21 protein-coding genes are annotated in these 19,390 nt (G+C 33.3%); 19 read left to right on the top strand and 2 right to left on the bottom strand.

The features are described 5' to 3' along the window. The 9 genes from BAU17_RS00300 to BAU17_RS00260 form a co-directional block, all read left to right on the top strand. Positions 1 to 1,424 (top strand): hypothetical protein (locus tag BAU17_RS00300; RefSeq protein WP_161900828.1); only part of this gene is annotated, 1,424 nt, incomplete at its 5' end. 122 nt (positions 1,425 to 1,546) lie between these two features. Then, complete coding sequence (gene mltG / locus BAU17_RS00295) at positions 1,547 to 2,749, top strand: endolytic transglycosylase MltG (protein WP_420022100.1); 1,203 nt, start codon at positions 1,547 to 1,549, stop codon at positions 2,747 to 2,749. A 137-nt stretch (positions 2,750 to 2,886) separates the two neighbouring features. Then, complete coding sequence (gene greA / locus BAU17_RS00290) at positions 2,887 to 3,360, top strand: transcription elongation factor GreA (RefSeq protein ID WP_161900826.1); 474 nt, start codon at positions 2,887 to 2,889, stop codon at positions 3,358 to 3,360. Positions 3,361 to 3,490: 130 nt separating this feature from the next. Beyond that, entirely contained in the window at positions 3,491 to 4,222 is a 732-nt protein-coding gene (liaF, locus tag BAU17_RS00285) for a cell wall-active antibiotics response protein LiaF (RefSeq protein WP_161900825.1), read from the top strand. After that, complete coding sequence (locus BAU17_RS00280) at positions 4,219 to 5,301, top strand: sensor histidine kinase (RefSeq protein WP_161900824.1); 1,083 nt, start codon at positions 4,219 to 4,221, stop codon at positions 5,299 to 5,301. Before liaF ends, BAU17_RS00280 begins: the two co-directional genes overlap by 4 nt. Continuing rightward, positions 5,298 to 5,927, top strand: coding sequence for a response regulator (locus BAU17_RS00275; protein WP_161900823.1), 630 nt, complete (start codon positions 5,298 to 5,300; stop codon positions 5,925 to 5,927). The genes BAU17_RS00280 and BAU17_RS00275 overlap by 4 nt, the downstream gene beginning before the upstream one ends. A 55-nt stretch (positions 5,928 to 5,982) precedes the next feature. Then, the gene (locus tag BAU17_RS00270) at positions 5,983 to 6,648 is read left to right on the top strand and encodes a potassium channel family protein (protein WP_161900822.1); all 666 of its coding nucleotides are present in this window, start codon (positions 5,983 to 5,985) and stop codon (positions 6,646 to 6,648) included. A gap of 11 nt (positions 6,649 to 6,659) precedes the next feature. Continuing rightward, positions 6,660 to 6,953 carry a HesB/YadR/YfhF family protein gene (locus BAU17_RS00265; RefSeq protein WP_161900821.1) on the top strand — a complete coding sequence of 98 codons (294 nt, stop codon included), beginning with the start codon at positions 6,660 to 6,662 and terminating at the stop codon, positions 6,951 to 6,953. 97 nt (positions 6,954 to 7,050) lie between these two features. Continuing rightward, the gene (locus tag BAU17_RS00260; protein ID WP_161900820.1) at positions 7,051 to 8,004 is read left to right on the top strand and encodes a glycosyltransferase family 2 protein; all 954 of its coding nucleotides are present in this window, start codon (positions 7,051 to 7,053) and stop codon (positions 8,002 to 8,004) included. A 51-nt stretch (positions 8,005 to 8,055) separates the two neighbouring features. On the opposite strand, the gene BAU17_RS00255 is transcribed toward BAU17_RS00260, so the two are convergent. Together BAU17_RS00255 and BAU17_RS00250 are read right to left on the bottom strand one after the other, a co-directional pair. Continuing rightward, a complete protein-coding gene (locus tag BAU17_RS00255; protein WP_161900819.1) occupies positions 8,056 to 9,006 on the bottom strand; it encodes a phosphoglycerate dehydrogenase in 951 nt (316 codons plus the stop codon). 89 nt (positions 9,007 to 9,095) lie between these two features. Next, positions 9,096 to 9,884: a DUF1189 domain-containing protein gene (locus tag BAU17_RS00250; RefSeq protein ID WP_161900818.1), complete on the bottom strand. Its 789-nt coding sequence runs from the start codon at positions 9,882 to 9,884 to the stop codon at positions 9,096 to 9,098. A 451-nt stretch (positions 9,885 to 10,335) separates the two neighbouring features. Here BAU17_RS00250 and BAU17_RS00245 point away from each other — a divergent pair, with 451 nt between their 5' ends. The 10 genes from BAU17_RS00245 to BAU17_RS00200 all read left to right on the top strand — a co-directional run bounded on the left by BAU17_RS00245 (position 10,336) and on the right by BAU17_RS00200 (position 19,358). After that, a complete protein-coding gene (locus BAU17_RS00245; protein WP_161900831.1) occupies positions 10,336 to 10,749 on the top strand; it encodes a GtrA family protein in 414 nt (137 codons plus the stop codon). Beyond that, positions 10,746 to 11,708, top strand: coding sequence for a glycosyltransferase family 2 protein (locus BAU17_RS00240; RefSeq protein ID WP_161900817.1), 963 nt, complete (start codon positions 10,746 to 10,748; stop codon positions 11,706 to 11,708). Before BAU17_RS00245 ends, BAU17_RS00240 begins: the two co-directional genes overlap by 4 nt. An 81-nt stretch (positions 11,709 to 11,789) precedes the next feature. Then, positions 11,790 to 12,398 carry a superoxide dismutase gene (locus BAU17_RS00235; protein WP_161900816.1) on the top strand — a complete coding sequence of 203 codons (609 nt, stop codon included), beginning with the start codon at positions 11,790 to 11,792 and terminating at the stop codon, positions 12,396 to 12,398. 66 nt (positions 12,399 to 12,464) lie between these two features. Further along, positions 12,465 to 12,953, top strand: coding sequence for a GNAT family N-acetyltransferase (locus tag BAU17_RS00230; protein ID WP_161900815.1), 489 nt, complete (start codon positions 12,465 to 12,467; stop codon positions 12,951 to 12,953). A 75-nt stretch (positions 12,954 to 13,028) separates the two neighbouring features. Further along, on the top strand, positions 13,029 to 13,229 hold the full coding sequence (locus BAU17_RS00225) for a cold-shock protein (RefSeq protein WP_161900814.1): 201 nt from the start codon (positions 13,029 to 13,031) through the stop codon (positions 13,227 to 13,229). Positions 13,230 to 13,341: 112 nt separating this feature from the next. Continuing rightward, positions 13,342 to 13,746, top strand: a complete 405-nt coding sequence (gene tagD / locus BAU17_RS00220; RefSeq protein ID WP_161900813.1) for a glycerol-3-phosphate cytidylyltransferase — start codon at positions 13,342 to 13,344, stop codon at positions 13,744 to 13,746. Between the two features lie 116 nt (positions 13,747 to 13,862). Next, on the top strand, positions 13,863 to 14,921 hold the full coding sequence (locus tag BAU17_RS00215) for an ABC transporter ATP-binding protein (RefSeq protein WP_161900812.1): 1,059 nt from the start codon (positions 13,863 to 13,865) through the stop codon (positions 14,919 to 14,921). Between the two features lie 46 nt (positions 14,922 to 14,967). Further along, positions 14,968 to 15,777: an ABC transporter permease gene (locus tag BAU17_RS00210; RefSeq protein ID WP_161900811.1), complete on the top strand. Its 810-nt coding sequence runs from the start codon at positions 14,968 to 14,970 to the stop codon at positions 15,775 to 15,777. A gap of 138 nt (positions 15,778 to 15,915) precedes the next feature. Continuing rightward, entirely contained in the window at positions 15,916 to 17,013 is a 1,098-nt protein-coding gene (locus BAU17_RS00205; RefSeq protein WP_161900810.1) for an LCP family glycopolymer transferase, read from the top strand. A gap of 242 nt (positions 17,014 to 17,255) precedes the next feature. Further along, positions 17,256 to 19,358 (top strand): peptidoglycan D,D-transpeptidase FtsI family protein, encoded by a 2,103-nt coding sequence (locus tag BAU17_RS00200; protein ID WP_161900809.1) that lies wholly within the window; start codon positions 17,256 to 17,258, stop codon positions 19,356 to 19,358. Positions 19,359 to 19,390: the final 32 nt, after the last annotated feature.

The raw sequence follows: 19,390 nt of genomic DNA, 5'->3' as shown, positions 1-19,390 counted from the left end.
TAATTTTTATTTTTTATATGTTAATAGGATATCTGACGCCATTAACGTCAGATGATTGGGTTTGGGGCTCATCAGTAGGTTTGGAAAGACTTAATAATTTTTTCAATAACTACAATGGAAGATATCTTGGAAATTTAACGATTCTTTTAATTACACAATTTTTACCGATAAAGAGTGTAGTAATGGCCATAGTCAATACGCTAATTATTATTTTTTCTGTTAAAATTATATGGGGAAAACTTTCAGTTAAGCGAATAGGTGTGACATTTATTTTATTATCTGTTATGCCACTAACTATTTTTTCACAAACTTATGGTTGGGCATCAGGATTTTCAAATTATAATATGTCTGCTTTAGTGATTTTAATGAATATTTATTTGTTTAGAGAGATTATATATCCAAAATGTAAGAAGACAAATAATAGCTATGCAAAAATCGTTTTATCTTTCATTATAGGAGTTGGCGGACAGTTATTTGCTGAACATGTTACTATATTTAATGTATTATTTTCTTTAGGTATTCTCATCGTAACTGTAATAACAAAACGAAGTAGAAAACAAGCCTTGGCTTTTTTTACAGGAAATATTATAGGTTCATTAATCATGTTCTCGAATGAAGCATATCGATCTATTTTGACAGGGGAAGACACATATCGAACAATTGATCAAAGTAGCGGATTAATTGAAAAAATATACACTATATTTACAACGTACATGTTTAAACAATTAATTTTTAACAATACTATTATTAACCTGGTTATTTCTATATTGCTTATTAGTTTATTAATATTTATTGGAAAAAAATATATAAAAACAAAATTAATTTTCATATTATATTTAACCGTGTTTCCGTTATATAAACTACTTGTTTATGACTTGATGGATTATACGCATGATTCGGTGTTAATTGATAATGTAAATGCATTGTTGTCATTGATTTATATACTAGTGATAGGTTTTTCTGTGCTGATTTTTCTGGAGTTTGAAAAATTACAATCGATTTTTTACCTATGTTCATATGCTCTGGTAGCCAGTCCTTTATTTTTTGTCACACCGCTTAGCCCAAGATGTTTTATAGCATCATATGTGTTGTTGTCCTTATTTGTTTTATCACTAATAAAAAATTTATTGAATGTGACAAGGTTCGAAATGAAAGAAGAGTATAATTACATTCTTTTAGGAGTTACTTTCCTTTTAATGGGAACATATATTGTAGTCTTTGCTCACATTCATATAGCTTCAGAACACAGACTTTCATATATTCAAGAGAAGGTTAATCAGGATAGAAAGGAAGTTAACTTTAGAAAACTTCCTAATAGTCAATTTATTTATGAGAGTACACCAAATCCAAATGGTTATATGGAGAAAAATTTCAGAAGATACTACGAAATTCCAGAAGATGTTATTCTTAAACATGAAGATTAATCAATATATTTTTCTATTCTAAGAAATACTTAAAACCTGTTTCACTCCTCCAAACTTTCGTGTATAATGATACAAGTTAGAGATACGAAAGTAAGGAGGAGTTATTTTGTTTATTAGACAGAATAACAACTTTAACGTATAGAATAAAAAACAGCACAGAAGAACCATTACATTCTTCACATGCAAAAAAGGAGACAGAAGATACAATGGATCGAAAAGAAAAAAAATCAAGAAGATCGCAACGACGAAAAGAAGATCGGGTGGTTGGTCGCATTGTCACCATCGTTGTTTTAACTTTAGTCATTGTTGGTGGAGTATTTGGATTTTCTACTTATCGATACGTGACTTCTAGTTTGAAGCCGTTAGATGCATCAAATAAGGAAACTGTTGTAGTCAATATTCCAAGCGGATCATCAAATAAAGCAATTGGTGAGATATTAGAGTCAGATAAAATCATAAAAAGCGGTATGGTTTTTAATTACTATACAAAATTTAATAATTTAAGTAACTTTCAAGCAGGAAAATATAAAATGTCGCCTAGCATGACATTAGATGAAATTGGAGAATTGTTACAAAATGGTGGTCTAGCTGCCGATCAAGCAGATGCACGAGTGACTGTTCCAGAAGGCTACGATATTTCGCAAATTGCAGAAACAGTCGCAAAAGCGACAGGTCTTGATAAAAAAGACTTTTTAACTTTGATGGAAGACGAAAAGTTTTTTAACAGTCTATTAGAAAAATACCCAGATTTATTAACAGATGCTAGTAAAGCTAAAGGTGTACGTTATCGTTTGGAAGGCTATTTATTCCCTGCAACCTATGATTATTATGAAGGTATGAGCTTAGAAGCATTAGTGACTGAAATGGTGAATACGACAAATAATGTCCTAGCAAATTATTATGATAAAATTAATGCTTCGGATTTAAACGTACAAGAAGTTCTAGCGTTGGCTTCATTGGTTGAAAAAGAGGGTCAAAGTGAGGAAGACCGCAAAAAGATTGCACAAGTATTCTTTAATCGTTTGAAAGTTGATATGCCGTTACAATCAGATATTTCAATTTTATATGCTTTAGGCGAACATAAAGAAATGGTTTACTATAAAGATTTAGAAGTTGACTCACCTTACAATCTTTATAAAAACACTGGATATGGTCCAGGGCCATTTAATAGTCCTAGTGAACAAGCCATTGATGCGGTTTTAAACCCAATTCCAAATGATTATTATTACTTTGTAGCAGATATTGATACTCAAAAAGTTTATTATGCTGAAACCTTAGATGAACATAATAAATTAGTAGAAGAATATGTAAACAATAGAGAATAATTGAATTTATTTGATAAATAGGTTTACAATTAATGAAAAGCATGGTAATCTTTTGTGGATTCTACACAAAAGATTACCATTTATTTCTCTATCGTAGAGGAATAAAAGCTGACAAGATATAAAAGGAGATAGTAGTTATGGTAGAAAAAATGTACCCAATGACCTTAGAAGGTAAAGAAAAATTAGAACAAGAATTAGAAGAATTGAAAACGGTGAAGCGTGGAGAAATTATTGAACGTATCAAGATTGCACGTAGCTTTGGAGACCTTTCGGAAAACTCTGAATATGAGTCAGCAAAAGATGAGCAAGCTTTTGTTGAAGGACGTATCACTACTTTAGAGACAATGATTCGTTTTGCACAAATTATTGATAATGATGGCGTCGATCATGATGAAGTTTCAATCGGTAAAACGGTTATTTTTAAAGAATTGCCAGATGAAGATACGGAAGAATATACCATTGTTGGTAGTGCTGAAGCAGATCCATTTTCTGGCAAGATTTCAAATGACTCACCTATTGCACAAGCATTAATCGGTAAAAAGGTAAACGATGAAGTGAAAATCGCTACACCGGGTGGAGAGATGCTTGTTAAAATTGTCGAAGTGAAATAATTTAACATCAATTAATAGGGATAGACCATCAAGGTTTATTCCTATTTCTTTATGACTTTCAGTCTACGGGCTGATGCTGTTCCTTTGAAAAAAAGGTATGATAGTCAAAAATAGTGTAGGAGGGATTTTTATGAAGAGTCCTTGGCGTTTCTTTTTCGTCATTGAAGCACTATTGTTTTTACTTGCTGTATGGCAAATTATTAACAATGTCGCACTTTTAATTTTACTAGGATTAGGAATTTTAAATGTGCTTTGGGCAGTTCGACGAAAAAAATATACGCAATTGAAAAATTTTCAATTAATTATTGGTTGTTTAATGATATTAATTAGCTTATTAAATAGCCCAGCATTATGGATGATGCTTGTGTTTGCTGTCTTATTTATTGGTTTAAAAGGCGTTGAAATTTCTGGTATCGATTTCTCGAAGTATTCTTTTTGGAATAAAAAACAAATGATTATGGTAGAGACAGATGAACCGCAGAATCATTCAGGTAAGAAAAAAAAGCAACAGTGGATTGGGAACGAACGAATTGGAAACAAAGTATATGAATGGGATGATATTAATATCAGTATTTTTTCAGGAGATACAATTATTGATTTAGGGAATACAATTTTACCGAAAAATGATAATATTGTCTTAATTAGAAAAGGATTTGGACGTACAAGAATTTTAATTCCAGCTGGGATTGGTGTACAATTAGAGCATGCCTGTTTTGCTGGGACAGTGACGTTTGAAGCAAAAGAAACCGAGCTTCACAATGAGGTCCTAACTGTGGTAAGCAATGATTATTACGAAAGTCCTCGACGCTTAAAAATTATTTCTAATACGTTGTTGGGTGATTTAGAGGTGATTCGTGTATGATAGCCAAAACTTCCAAAGCGATGCTAGGATTATATAGTAGTATCGCAATGTTACTAATCTTATTATTTGTGTTGTTCACATATTTTTTTGCAGTTGGACAAAATCATTGGTGGCTACGTTTAATTCAAGTTAAAGTGCTATTTATTCCATTAATTATTTACCTTTTAGCTATTTCCGTAGCCACAGGTTTTGCTATTTTTTTATTACTCTCTTTATCTCAGAAACGTTGGTTGACACCAATTGCTGAAAAGTTACGATTAATTGCAAGTGGCAACTTAGAAAGTCCTGTATTAAATGAGAATATGCCACTCTCTGTAAGAAGTAAGGAGCTTTTTGATATGGATCACGATATTCATCAAATTAATGACAAATTACGGGACATGTCAAGCGAATTACAAGTACTGAATGCGAGACCTCAATTTGTGGATGGTCAAACAAAAGAAGAAATTTTAGAGAATGAGCGGCATCGTTTAGCGCGAGAATTACATGACTCTGTCTCACAGCAACTTTTTGCAGCAATGATGATGATGTCAGCTTTAAACGAACAAGCGATTAAGACGGATGCACCAGAAATGCAAAAAAAACAATTAGGTATGGTATCAGAAATTATTAATGCTTCACAATCAGAGATGCGTGCTTTATTATTACACTTAAGACCCGTTACATTAGAAGGTAAAAGTCTCAAACAAGGGATTGAACAATTGCTGAAAGAATTACAAACAAAAATTAATATTTCACTTAAATGGGATATTGAAGAATTGCAGATTCCCAGCAGTATCGAGGATCAATTATTTCGGGTTATTCAGGAACTTCTTTCCAACACATTACGTCATGCGAAAGCAGATGAATTGGAAGTTTATCTTAATTTAATTGATCAAAATATCTTGTTACGTGTCATTGATGATGGCGTAGGTTTTGATCCAGAACAACAGCAAACAAAAGCGGGAAGTTATGGTTTATTGAATATTCGTGAACGTATCACTGGGATAGGTGGTACTTTAAAAATTATTAGTTTTAAAAACCAAGGAACGAGCATTGAGATTAAAATCCCGTTATTAAAGGAGGTTCCTAATAAATGATAAAAGTATTGTTGGTGGATGACCATGAAATGGTTCGTTTAGGCGTATCCTCATATTTATTGATTCAAGAGGATATTGAAGTTGTAGGGGAAGCTGAAAATGGTCGGATAGGTTATGAAAAAGCCTTAGAACTAAGACCAGATGTCATTTTAATGGATTTAGTGATGGATGAAATGGATGGCATTGAATCGACGAAAGCAATTTTAAAAGATTGGCCTGAAGCTAAAATAATTATTGTAACAAGTTTTATTGATGATGAAAAAGTGTATCCGGCAATTGAAGCTGGAGCTGCTGGCTATATGTTGAAGACATCGACTGCTCATGAGATTGCGGATGCTATTCGCGCAACTCAACGCGGAGAACGTGTGCTAGAGCCTGAAGTAACGACTAAAATGGTTAATCGCTTGACGAATCGGACGGCGCAACTTCATGAAGATTTAACAAACCGTGAACGTGAAGTGTTGATGTTGATAGCTCAAGGAAAAAGTAATCAAGAAATCGCAGATGAACTATTTATTACATTGAAAACAGTTAAGACGCACGTATCAAATATTTTGTCAAAATTAGAGGTAGAAGATCGAACACAAGCGGCGATTTACGCATTCAAGCACAAATTAGTGAACTAGCTCTTGCCTTACTGAAATGGAAAGAGAATATCAATGTTTTTAAGGAGCAAAAAGAATGAGACAAAATTATGCAATTATCGGATTAGGTCGTTTTGGTGGGAGTATTTGCCGAACTTTGGTAGAATCAGGACAGGAAGTTCTAGCAATCGACAGCAGTGAAGATCGTGTAAATGAGTATATGAATATTGCTACGCATGCAGTAGTGGGTAATGCGCAAGATGAAATGACATTACGCTCACTTGGTATTCGTAATTTTGACCATGTAATTGTTGCTATTGGTGAAGACATTCAAGCCAGTATTCTAGTTACGCTAATGGTCAAAGAAATGGGTGTGCCCAATGTAGTAGCTAAGGCACAGAACGAGTATCATGCACGTGTTTTAGAAAAAATAGGGGCTGATCGAGTGGTTCATCCCGAAAGAGATATGGGAGTGAGGATAGCTCATAATCTTGTATCGAAAAACATTTTGGATTTTGTTGAACTGTCAGATGAATTTTCATTAGCCGAAATTCGTGTAGCTAACCCACGATTCTTCAATAAATCATTGCTGGAATTGAATTTTCGTCAAAAATTTGGCTTGACAGTTGTTGCTATTCGTCGTGGAGATGGAAAAGTAGTGGTTTCACCTGCAGCGAGTGAGATTGTCAGAGAAAATGATAATCTATTAGTCATTGGAAGTACCGATGAAGTAGATTTGCTTGATGAAAAACTAAATGACTAGGGGTGTATGAAGTGAAAGTAACAATAACAGATGCAGCATTAAATTGGTTCAAGAAAGAAATTGAATTACAACCAGGTATGGGAATTCGCTTTTTTGGGAAAATTTATGGAAATACACAAGTACATGATGGATTTTCAGTAGGTATGTCAGTAGATGTACCGGAACATCCTTTATTTTTAGAAGAGATAGATGGGTTAACTTTTTATGGAGAAGAAAGTGATGACTGGTTCTTCAAAGGACTAGAAATGACAGTTGATTTTGATGAAAAATTAAATGAACCGAAGTACTTATTTACGGAAGAGTAATTAAGAAAGATGAAAACTAATCGTATAGTTACGATTAGTTTTTTATTTCAGAAAAAAATATGCTATAATTTCCTAGAATTAAAAGGATGGTGTCGAGATGTTATCGATTGTTGTACCTTGTTATAATGAAGAAGAATCGCTTCCGTTTTTTGTGGAAGAAATGGAAAAAATAGCTACAAAAATCAATCATTCAATTGAGTATATTTTTGTAAATGATGGGTCGAAAGATCAAACTTTAAAAGTTTTAAGAGAATTGCATCAAGCAATGCCTGAGAAAGTTCGATACTTATCATTTTCTAAAAATTTTGGGAAAGAAGCAGGACTTTATGCAGGACTTCAAGCAGCAAGAGGTGATTTAGTTACTGTAATGGATGCAGATTTGCAAGATCCTCCTGAGTTGTTGCCGCAAATGATTACGATGATTGAGCAAAAAGAGATTGATTGTGTGGGAACAAGAAGAACGACACGTGAGGGGGAGCCACCAATTCGGAGTTTTTTTGCTAAAATGTTTTACAAATTAGTGAATAAATTTGGCGATACAGAAATGGTAGATGGTGCACGAGACTTTCGTCTAATGACCCGGCAAATGGTGGATGCTATTTTAGAGCTCACTGAGTACAATCGTTTTTCGAAAGGGATTTTTAGCTGGGTCGGGTTTGAGACCGAATACTTAGAATACGAAAATCGTGAGCGAGTAGCTGGCGAGACATCATGGTCATTTTGGAGCTTATTTAAATATTCGATTGATGGCATTGTTAACTTTTCGGATGTCCCATTAACTTTAGCTTCCTTTGTGGGTGCTTTTTCTTGTTTGGGTTCAGGATTCGCATTAATTTTTATTGTTTTGCGTACGTTAATTTTTGATGATCCAACAGATGGCTGGCCGTCTTTAGTGGCGATTATTTTATTTGTTAGTGGCTTACAGTTATTATGTTTAGGAATTATTGGGAAATATATTGGTAAAATATTTTTAGAGACCAAAAAACGCCCAATTTATATTGTAAAAGAAACAGAAGAAACACAACAAAATAAAAAAGTAACGTATAAATAAAAAGACCGGATAATAAAGAAGTTTTGACTTCTTTATTATCCGGCTTTTTTGTTAATAACCAGAGCGAATATTTACAACATTCTTAATTAAGGAACCCTTCGTTGTGAATGAAGCTAGATTTTCTAAAAAAATCTGCATAAAGGCTTTTTGAAAATGGGGAGTAAATCCTGAAAAATGAGGTGTAATTAATAGATTGTCTAACTTCCATAAAGGATGCTCACTAGGTAGAGGTTCTTCTTCAAAGACATCTAATGCCGCAAAACCAATTTGGCGTTCCCTTAATGCTTGATAAAGAGCTGTTGTATCAACACTTGGACCACGCCCGACGTTAATAAAAGTAGCCGTTGTTTTCATAGTTTTGAAGAAGTCATGGTCATAAAGATGATACGTATCGTCTGTTAATGGTAAAATATTGATAATAACATCTGCTTTTTGTGCTTGATAAGCTAAATCAACTAAGGCATACGTTTCAGCGAAATGTTCAATTTTTCTGCCATTGGTATTAATACCAATCGGTTTAGTTTGAAAGAATGTAAGTAATTTTGCTAATTCTTGTCCAATTTTTCCAGTGCCAACAATTAAGATTCTCAAATCTTGTAGATTTTGAATTGTTGGTACTTCCGCCCAGCATTGTTCTTCTTGATTTTTGATAGCATCTAGAATACCACGTGTTTTCATCAATAAGATAGCTAACAAATGTTCAGTAATCGAAGTGGCATGCAGACCGCTAGTATTGGAAAGATAGACATTGTGTTTGGCAAATAATTCAAGTGGTAATGTATCAACTCCGGCAGAGATTGATTGTACCCATTTTAATGATGAGGTAGGTATCAATAGTTTATCTTGCCAGTCTTTTGACCAGCCAATTGTTATCTCAACTGATTGCCAATCAAAATTTGTAGGAATCTCTGTTGCTGTAACGAATTCATAAGGTGCAATCTCTTTTGCTTGACGAATGAACTCATTTCGAAACGGCCGTGTAGATAGAATATATTTTGTCATAAAATAAACCTCCTTTTCTTCAGTCTAGCAAACTTTAGAAAAAAAGTACAAACTCAATTATGGATTTTACCAAATTGAGTTTGTACTTTTTATACTGTCGAGTGTTCGTTTTTAACTGCCTGAGTAAAAATAAACATGGTGCTTAGCATAATAAATGAACTAACATTAAATGAAGGGAAGAACAAGCTGATAATCATTGAGATAATTACTGGTAGAGTTGTACTAGCGACAGTGATTTTAAAGTTATCAGAAAAACGATTTGGGATTCTCCGGAGTAGACAATACATATTTCCGAATAAAGTACCGACTAATACAGAGAAAACCATACTAATTAGCGTAGGATAAGCAACCACTAAAAAGGAGATTAAAATCATCCACCAAGGAAGAGAGGTTTCTCCCAGGACTTGTCGTAAGGTTTTACCATTTAAATCCGAAATTCGTGTGTATGGTAATTCTAATTGATTACTACCAATGATAGAAGACGTAACATCACTGGATGGAAAGACGATGACTAATTGATCAGTCAATAAACCAACGCTGAGAAAGTTACCTAACATATCTTTTGCTACATCTTGTGTATCGCGTTGACCGTCAGGATCAAAGGTGAAGATAATCGAATTTGTTTGATAAATAAAACCTTCATTTGTAGTATTTAATTTTCCATTTTTTATTGAAAAATCAGGAATTTTTTCTGCGATTTCTCGACCATCGGCTTGGATGTCTTTAAAAACACTTATCACTTGGGTAGTGATTGGGATGGCTGATAACACACTTAAAAGAAGTAAGTAAATGAATAATTTGCCAAAGCCCATTTTTTTGACTTGGCTAATTTTTTTGAAATCAGAGATAGAATATTTCGCTAGCTGAATGATTGACATTGTAAAATCCTTTCGTTGTATGTATAATTGAGCGTACTGTCTGTTATTGTAGCAGAAGATGAAGGGAAACAAAATGATAAATTAATAATTTAAAATTCTACAATTCAATACTATGATTAAAGGCAGTTATCTATGTCTTTAAATTATCTTTCCCAAGTATAGGAGTATCTTTTAATCTATCATTATTTTCATTAGGAAGCAATTACATGTAGTTAATATTGTTAAAATTTAATTTTCGGTTGAGTTTGTTTATTAAATGACTTGAAAATAACAAATTAATATTACTATGTAGTCTTTGATTATATTATTGTCATAAATCATATATTAAAACATACTATCTATAAAAATTAAAATTTATTTTAATTTCTAGCTTCTAAAGATAAAATATTGTAATATACAATATTGAGAGGTGTTGTTAAAATTGATTGATAGATTAAAAAAAGATAAAAGAATGAAAGAGGTCTTTTTATACATTTTTTTTGGTGGATTAACAACAGTTGTGAATTTTGTTGTATATTTTATTGCTAGAGATTTGCTAAAAACTGATTTGATTGTTTCAAATACTTTATCCTGGATTGCGGCAGTTCTTTTTGCATTTATTACTAATAAAATTTGGGTGTTTCAATCTAAAACACAAGGGATAATCGAATTATTAATTGAATTATTAAAATTTGTTTTTTATCGCTTACTATCGTTTGGAATTGATATGGGGTGTATGTTGTTATTTATTAATGTGATGCATTTGGGTGACTTTTTATCAAAATTGTTCACACAAGTATTTATTGTAATCGCCAACTATGTGTTTAGTAAGTTGTTTATTTTCAAAAAGAAAACAGTTTCTTCGAAGGAGTCTACAAAAGAATGAAGAAAAAAATTTTAATTTCAGTACCTTCATATAATGAAGAAGAGAATATTTTCCCTTTATATAAAGCATTAGAAAAAATCATATCCCCCCTTAGTAAAAACTATGATTTTGAGATTCTATTTATCAATGATGGAAGTAGCGATCAAACTGTAGAAACTGTACTTAAATTAATGGAAGCTCAATCCAATGTATCAATGATTGATTTATCAAGAAACTATGGAAAAGAAATTGCTATGGCAGCGGGTTTTGATTACTTTAATCATGATGCATTGATTACTATGGATGCAGATTTACAACATCCTGCATCAGTAATTACTGATATGATTAATTTATGGGAACAAGGCTATGAAGACGTTTATGCGAAGCGCAATGAACGTAAGGGTGAACCGTGGATTAAAAAGAAGGCCTCGGCTACTTTTTATAAAATTTTAGGAACATTATCAGATTCTCCGGTATTACCGGATGCGGGTGACTATCGGTTATTAGATAGAAAAGTAGTCGCTGCGTTACAACAAGTTCGTGAAGGACAACGTTATACTAAAGGATTATACTCGTGGGTAGGCTTTAAAAAAGCAGCAATTGAGTTTGATGCGGAAGAACGATTACATGGGGAAACGAAATGGAGTTTCCGAGCGCTTTTAAATTTAGCAGTAGAAGGTATTACTTCGTATACAACAGCACCACTAAAAATTTCAATGTTTTTTGGTTTTCTAGTTTCATTCGTAGCGTTTATTTATATGATATATGTTCTTATAAAGACTTTAATATATGGAGCAGATACATCGGGTTTTCCTTCAATAGTTATTATTATGCTATTTTTAGGAGGGTGTCAGTTAATTTCGATTGGTATATTAGGAGAATATTTAGCCCGAATTTTTAATGAGACGAAAGGACGACCGTTATATTTTATTGAAAAAACCTATAGTAATAAAAAGCAAAAAAACGATACGGTTGATTAAAAAAACTAAGCATATTTTTTGAAGAAAATCGCTTTCTCTGATACTCTTAGGGTGTAAATAATCATTAGGAGGAATTCATTTATGACTTACCAATTACCAGAATTACCATACGCTTATGATGCATTAGAACCACATATTGATGTTGAAACAATGCATTTACACCATGACAAACACCATAACACTTACGTGACAAATTTAAATGCAGCAATTGAAAAACATCCTGAATTAGGTGAAAAATCAATTGAAGATTTAATCTCTGATATGACTGCTATTCCGGAAGACATTCGTACAGCTGTACGTAATAATGGTGGCGGACACGCAAACCATACATTTTTCTGGGAAATTATGGCTCCAAATGCAGGTGGCGAACCTGTAGGTGAATTAAAAGCAGCAATCGATGAAAAATTTGGTAGTTTTGATGCATTTAAAGCTGAATTTAAAGCGGCAGCTACTTCGCGCTTTGGTTCAGGTTGGGCATGGCTAGTAGTAAACAATGGTTTATTAGAAGTAACTTCTACACCAAATCAAGATTCTCCATTAATGGATGGTCGTACACCAGTTGTTGGTTTAGATGTTTGGGAACACGCTTATTATCTAAACTATAAAAATGTTCGTCCAGATTACATTGATGCATTCTGGAACCTAGTAAACTGGGAAAAAGCGAACGAATTATACAACGCAGCCAAATAATGTGAGTAAGCTAAGTAGAATGATTCTACTTAGCTTTTCTTATTTTACAGAAACGAGGGATAGTCAATGTTGACACGAGTGAGGGTTCAGAATGATTCAGAAATTGATGAGTTATTAAAAGTCATCCATCCTATCTGGAAAGAAGTATTTACGCCAATTATTGGTTCTGCTCAAGTCGCTTATATGTTGGAAAATTATCAAGGAAAACAAATGATTCAAGAAGAAATTGACAACGGTGTTTACTATTATCAATTATATTATGATGATCAAGCGGTTGGATATACAGCCTATCAAATTACAGCGAATTATTTATATTTGAGTAAAATTTATATTAAACAAGAGTACCGAGGGCATGGATTGATGCGTCAAATTTTTGATTGGTATGATCAATTGAGTAAAGAGTTGTCGTTGAAACAACATTTACGAGTGAATCAAGGAAATGAATTAGCGATTGCAGTGTATAAAAAGCGAGGATTTAAGCAGGTAAGAGAAGATATTGTAGACATCGGCAAGGGCTTTCAGATGGTTGACTACATATTTGAAAAAAACAGTTGATAACGTTTTCTATTTTGGTATAATGTTAATAACGAGTGTATTCGTTATTTTAATATGTTGGAGGAATTATTTATTATGGAACATGGTACAGTGAAATGGTTTAACAACGAAAAAGGCTTTGGCTTCATTACTGTTGACGGTGGAGATGATGTATTTGTACATTTTTCAGCCATTCAAGGTGAGGGATTCAAATCTTTAGAAGAAGGTCAAGAAGTCGAATTTACAATTGTAGAAGGCTCTCGTGGACCACAAGCTGCTGAAGTAACAAAATTATAATTGATAATCAGCTAAAAACTGTAGGGGGAAACTCTACAGTTTTTCTTTTATTGCTATTTCTCTCTTTTTTTGTTATCTTCATTATATTAAAAAAATAAATGAGGTCATAAATATGAAACGAGTAATTACTTATGGAACATTTGATTTGTTGCATTACGGACATATCAACTTATTGAGACGTGCCAAAGAACAAGGCGATTATCTAGTAGTTGCATTATCTACAGATGAATTTAATTGGAATGAAAAACAAAAGAAATGCTACTTTTCTTATGAAAAACGTAAACAATTATTAGAAGCAATTCGTTATGTTGACTTAGTTATCCCAGAAGAAGGTTGGGAACAAAAGGTGACAGATGTCAAAGAATACCATATTGATACATTTGTTATGGGAGATGACTGGGCTGGCGAATTTGATTTTATTCAAGAGCAAACGGATGCTGAAGTTGTTTATTTAGCTCGTACACCAGAAATTTCAACTTCCCAAATCAAAAAAGATTTAAAATTAAATGAAAAATAAGTCGAGTTTGCTCGACTTTTTTAATGTTTCTTTTATTTTAGAAGGGAAAATGTTCCTAATTGGAAAAATATGGTATGATTACTGTGGTTTTATTTCCAAAAAGAGTTTGAGAATGGATGAATAAATTGATGAATAAGGATATAAAAGTAAGAAGTACGCTAGTTACTAAAGAGTACGATCTTTATAAAAAGAAATCAGATAAAGTAAAAGCATTGTTTAAATTTTACCATCGAAATGTTCCTAGATTTTGGGCGTTAAAAGGGGTAAATTTTGAAGTACGTGCAGGAGAATCAATTGGAATTATTGGAATCAACGGTTCTGGGAAATCTACATTATCAAATGTTATTAGTGGCATTATTCCACCAACTTCTGGAACGATGGATGTACAAGGTGAAACTTCTATTATTTCAATTGGTGCAGGCTTGAAATTTCAATTAACTGGCCTAGAAAATATTCGTTTAAAAGCCTTGATGTCAGGGATGACGAATAAAGAGATTGACGAAAAATTAGATGAAATTATCGCCTTTGCAGATTTAGGCGATTTCATCAATCAACCTGTAAAGAGTTATTCTAGTGGGATGCGATCACGCTTAGGTTTTGCGATAGCTGTGCATAATAACCCAGATATTTTAGTTATTGATGAAGCATTATCAGTCGGAGATGAAACCTTCTATCAAAAATGTGTAGATAAAATTTTAGAGTTCAAAGCACAAGGAAAAACAATCTTCTTTGTCAGCCATGCTTTGGGACAAGTAGAAAAATTGTGTGATAAAACTATTTGGATGCATTATGGTGACCTGCGAATGTTTGGACCGACAGATGAAGTGATGAAAGAGTATCGCCAATTTATCGATTGGTTCAAAAAACAGCCTAAGAAAGAACAAAAAAAATATCAAGATGATCAAAAGGCTGCACAAAAGGCCTTTAATCTGTCACAATTAAAAGAACGCTCCAAAGAAGATGAGACTCTCAAGATTCAAGAGTTACCAGACAAGGTAATTGCTAAAAACTTGAATCGAACGCCTTTAGGTGAAAAAATGACGACTGCAACGAAATTATTATTAACTGGAGCTATTATGGTAACGATGTTCGGTATATTGGTTTCTTTTAGTGATCGTTCATTAAGCTATTCAATACTTCACCTTGGAGAAGTGTTCACACAGTTATTTAAATAAAAGAAATAAATTGCCTTGTCAATTTAGATAGAAAAGGAAGAGTTTTGTGAAAGAAATTGTCGCTGTTATCAAAGAACAATTCCAACATCTTGGAATGATTTTTCGCATGTCGCGTTATGAAGATAAAGCTACTTATCAAAGTCATTATCTAGGGTTAGCGTGGCAAATTTTAAATCCGGTAATACAAATCGGTATTTACTATCTAGTATTCGGGATTGGTGTCAACCAAGGAAGAGAAATTTCAGGTGTACCATTTATTGTCTGGATGTTAATTGGGATTACCGCTTGGTTCTATATTAATTCGTCAATTTTAGGTGCTTCAAATAGTATCCACCGACAAGTTGGTATGGTTGCTAAAATGAAGTTTCCGGTAAGTGTGTTACCGACGATAAATATAGTTAGTAATTTGTCTTCATATTTTCCAATGGTTGCAATTGTCATTGGAACAATCTTAGCTTTTGGTATTAGTCCAAGTTTATATTGGTTACAATATTTTTACTATTTCTTTTGTATGATTGCATTTTTATTTGCCTTTGGAATTTTAAATGCGACAATTACGGTCTTGATTCGTGATTACCATATCTTTTTACAATCCGTATTGCGTCTGTTGTTTTACGTATCGGGACCAATTTGGGATATTCAAAATCGTAATCTTCCTTCAGGATTAGTTAAAATATTGAGATTAAATCCGGTCTATTACATTATAGAGGGATTTAGGGATTCGCTTTTAAGTCGCCAATGGTTTTGGGAAAAAACAACTTATGGTTTGATTTTCTGGGGAATAGTATTCATTATATTAATTTTAGGAAGTCATTTGCACATGAAGTTCCGAGCAAAATTTGTTGATTATATTTAAGGAGATGGTTCACATCTCCTTTTCATTTACATTTCAATCGTGTTAAATTTTTGTAATAAAACTGTAATGTGGTTGCTCTGTTTTGTAAATTATGGCAAAATTTAAACGGTTACTCTGAAAAATGAAAAGAGGTACAACATGCGATTATATCAAAAAATTATTGTAGGAATACTTAGTGTGCTCGCAATTTGTATTGTTGGGATTACAATTTATGGTATTCGTGCATTAGACGATGTAAACAGTGCGATTAATAATATTAGTCAAACAGTTAACCGAAAAACGAAGAAACGCGATGTTGCAGTAAGTATTGAAGATCGTGAACCATTCTCTATCTTATTATTAGGAATTGATACAGGAGCATTAGGTCGAACAGAAACGGGCCGATCAGACAGTATGATGCTGGTGACAGTTAATCCTAAGAAGAAACAATCAACTATTGTTAGTTTAGATCGGGATATTCTCACAGATATGTTAGATGGTAGTACATTTGATAAACTCAATCATGCGTATGCTTACGGTGGAGTAGAATTATCAATGGATGCAGTGGAAAAACTCTTGGATGTACCTGTTGACCATTACGTAACGATTAATATGCAAGGAATGCGTGATTTAATTGATGCAGTTGGTGGAATCGAAGTTGATAATAAAATTGATTTCACCTTAGAAAAAGTCCACGTACCTAAAGGGAAAATCACCTTAAATGGAAAAACAGGACTGGCCTATGCACGTATGCGTTACGATGATCCGGAAGGAGATATCGGTCGCCAGCGACGTCAACGAGAAGTTGTTGAAAAAATCGTTAAAAAAGTATTGAGTATGGACGGTGTTAGTAACTATCAAAAAATTCTAAAAGCTGTTGAAAAAAACTCAAAAACCGACTTAACTTGGGATGACATGTTGGACATTGGTAAAAACTATTATCCAGCTTTTGATAATATCCAACAAGAACAATTAGAGGGTATCGGTGAACAAGTTAATGGAATTTATTATCAGGTTTTAGGTATCAATGAATTGTTAACCATACAGAATACATTGAAAGAACAATTAGAATTACCGACAAGCTCAGAGTTAGCAATTGATCCACAATTCGAATACTCAATGAACGGCTTTATAGGCAACCAGTTTTATGATGATCGTTTAGGTAATGAACAAGGACAAGCATTAAGTGAGAATCAAATTATTGATTCAGAAGAAGCGTATATTGAAGCGCCTTATACAGAGGAAATATATCAGTAAAAAAGAAGCTATCTTACCGTGTGACCTACAGTGAAGTAAGATGGCTTCTTTTTATGCAATGTACAGGTTATATATTAATTGAGAGGTCATTTATGAAAGAGAAAATTGAATGTGTGTTATAAAAAGATCTGAAATATATTGGTTTTTCTATAAGGATTATTTTATTTTAAGGTTTTTGCTTTTTTAATTGGATTTTTTTGGTAAAATAAAACAAGTAGTTTGAGTATGGAAGGAATGTCGGTATGCAGAAATTTAAGAAACAACAAAATCCACCTCACAATAAATCTTATCGAAAATCACATGTACCTTTTCGATTGAATCTATTGTTTTTTGTCATATTTGGTTTATTTGTTGCATTAATTATTCAATTAGGGTCTTTACAAATTGTTAACACCCAAGCAATGGAGAAACAATTGAAAGCTTCATCGGTGATTAAAATTCAAGGAAGTACGCCGCGTGGTATTATTTATGATGCTTCAGGAAAAGCGTTGGTTGAGAATAAAGCAAATACGGCGATTACGTTTACACGAGGATTGGAAATGACTGCAAATGATCTGCTGACAATTGCAGAAAAGTTAAATAGCTACATCCATATTGAAGCAGACGATAATTTAACAGAACGTGATTTAAAAGATTATTGGTTAGCGGATAAAGATCATTTGGATGAGGCGCGTGAACGATTAAAAAAAGTAAAATCCATAGATAAAGATAAGAGCGAATATGAACAATTGGTAGACACAGTGACTGCAGATGAAATAAATTATTCAGGAGAAGATAGAAAAATTGCGACAATTTTTAAACGCTTGAATAGTGCGCAACAATTAAAAACAGTATTTATCAAAAACAGTGGGGTTACAGATGAAGAAGTAGCTATTGTTGCAGAACATGCGAAGGAACTACCTGGTGTATCAACTGGCATGGATTGGACACGTGAAATAGATACAAAAATTGATGGCTTACAATCAATTATTGGTCGTGTATCAAAAGAAGGTCTGCAAGCAGATAATGCAGAAGAATATCTAGAAAAAGGCTATGCATTAGATGACCGTGTTGGTACAAGCTTCTTGGAAAAACAATATGAAGAAGTATTACAAGGTGAGAAATCACAGCAAGAAATTACGTTGAATAATGCTGGAAAGATTGAAAAGCAGGAAGAAGTGTTTTCTGGGGAAAAGGGCGATAATCTAGTCTTATCGATTAATGCAGAATTTCAGAAAAAAGTAGATGACATTTTAAAAAATACGTTTGAAAATATGATTAGCAACGGTACAGCAGAATATTCACCAGGAATATACGCTGTAGCGATGAACCCTAATACAGGTGAAATTTTAGCAATGTCAGGCTATAGTCATGATTTAGAAACGAATAAATTGACAGATAATACATTAGGTGTTTATCAAAATGCATTTGAACCAGGTTCGGTTATGAAAGCTGCAACACTAACAGCTGGTTGGGAAAATGGAGTATTAAAGGGCAACGAAGTGTTATATGATCAACCAATTTATTTGCAAGGTTCAACAAAAGCCTCTATTTTTAACAAGTTTGGCGAAAATAATCGAAATCTCTCGGCTGTTCAATCATTGGAGTTGTCTTCTAACTCATACATGATACAGATTGCATTACGATTGATGGGGATTGACTATCAAGGACAAACATTTGGGATGCCAAGTGTCACTCAACAAGAAGAAGTGTATAAGAAATTACGTGGTGCAATGGCTTCATACGGAATGGGGACAAAGACTGGTATCGACTTACCGAATGAAGCCATAGGTTATCAGCCGGCAGTTTCAGATTTGTCTGATGCAAACAATGATGCCGCTAAAATTTTGGACTTAGCATTTGGCCAGTTTGATACTTATACAACAATGCAATTAGCACAATATGTAGCAACTGTCGCTAATGGCGGCAAACGGATGGAACCTCATTTAGTTTCTGGTATTTACAAGAATGACAAGAATGGAAATTTAGGTGAATTAAAAGAAAAAATTGAACCTAAAGTATTGAATGAAGTAGGTCTTTCAACAGAAGAAATGAACATTTTACAAGAAGGATTCTATCAAGTTGTTCATGGAACAGATGGTTATACAACGGGACGTCCATTATTAAATGCTAAAATGGATTTAGCTGCAAAGACAGGGACAGCTGAAAGTGTCATTATCAATAAAGATGGCCAAACTGTTGATGTTGATAATTTAAATATGGTTTCTTATGGGCCAGCCAATGATCCTCAGATTGCATTAGCTGTAATGGTACCACAAGTTTCTGGTCAGCAAAGAGGAACCCCTAATTATGATGCAACGCGTCAAATTATGGATGCTTATTATGATACATTTATGGCTAATTAAGGAAAAATGAGTAGAAAAATATCCGAATGGTA

The organism is Candidatus Enterococcus willemsii (genome assembly GCF_009933335.1).
Lineage (GTDB): Bacteria > Bacillota > Bacilli > Lactobacillales > Enterococcaceae > Enterococcus_F > Enterococcus_F willemsii.
The sequence above is the reverse complement of the archived record's forward strand: the minus strand, read 5'-3'. Positions and strand labels throughout refer to the sequence as shown.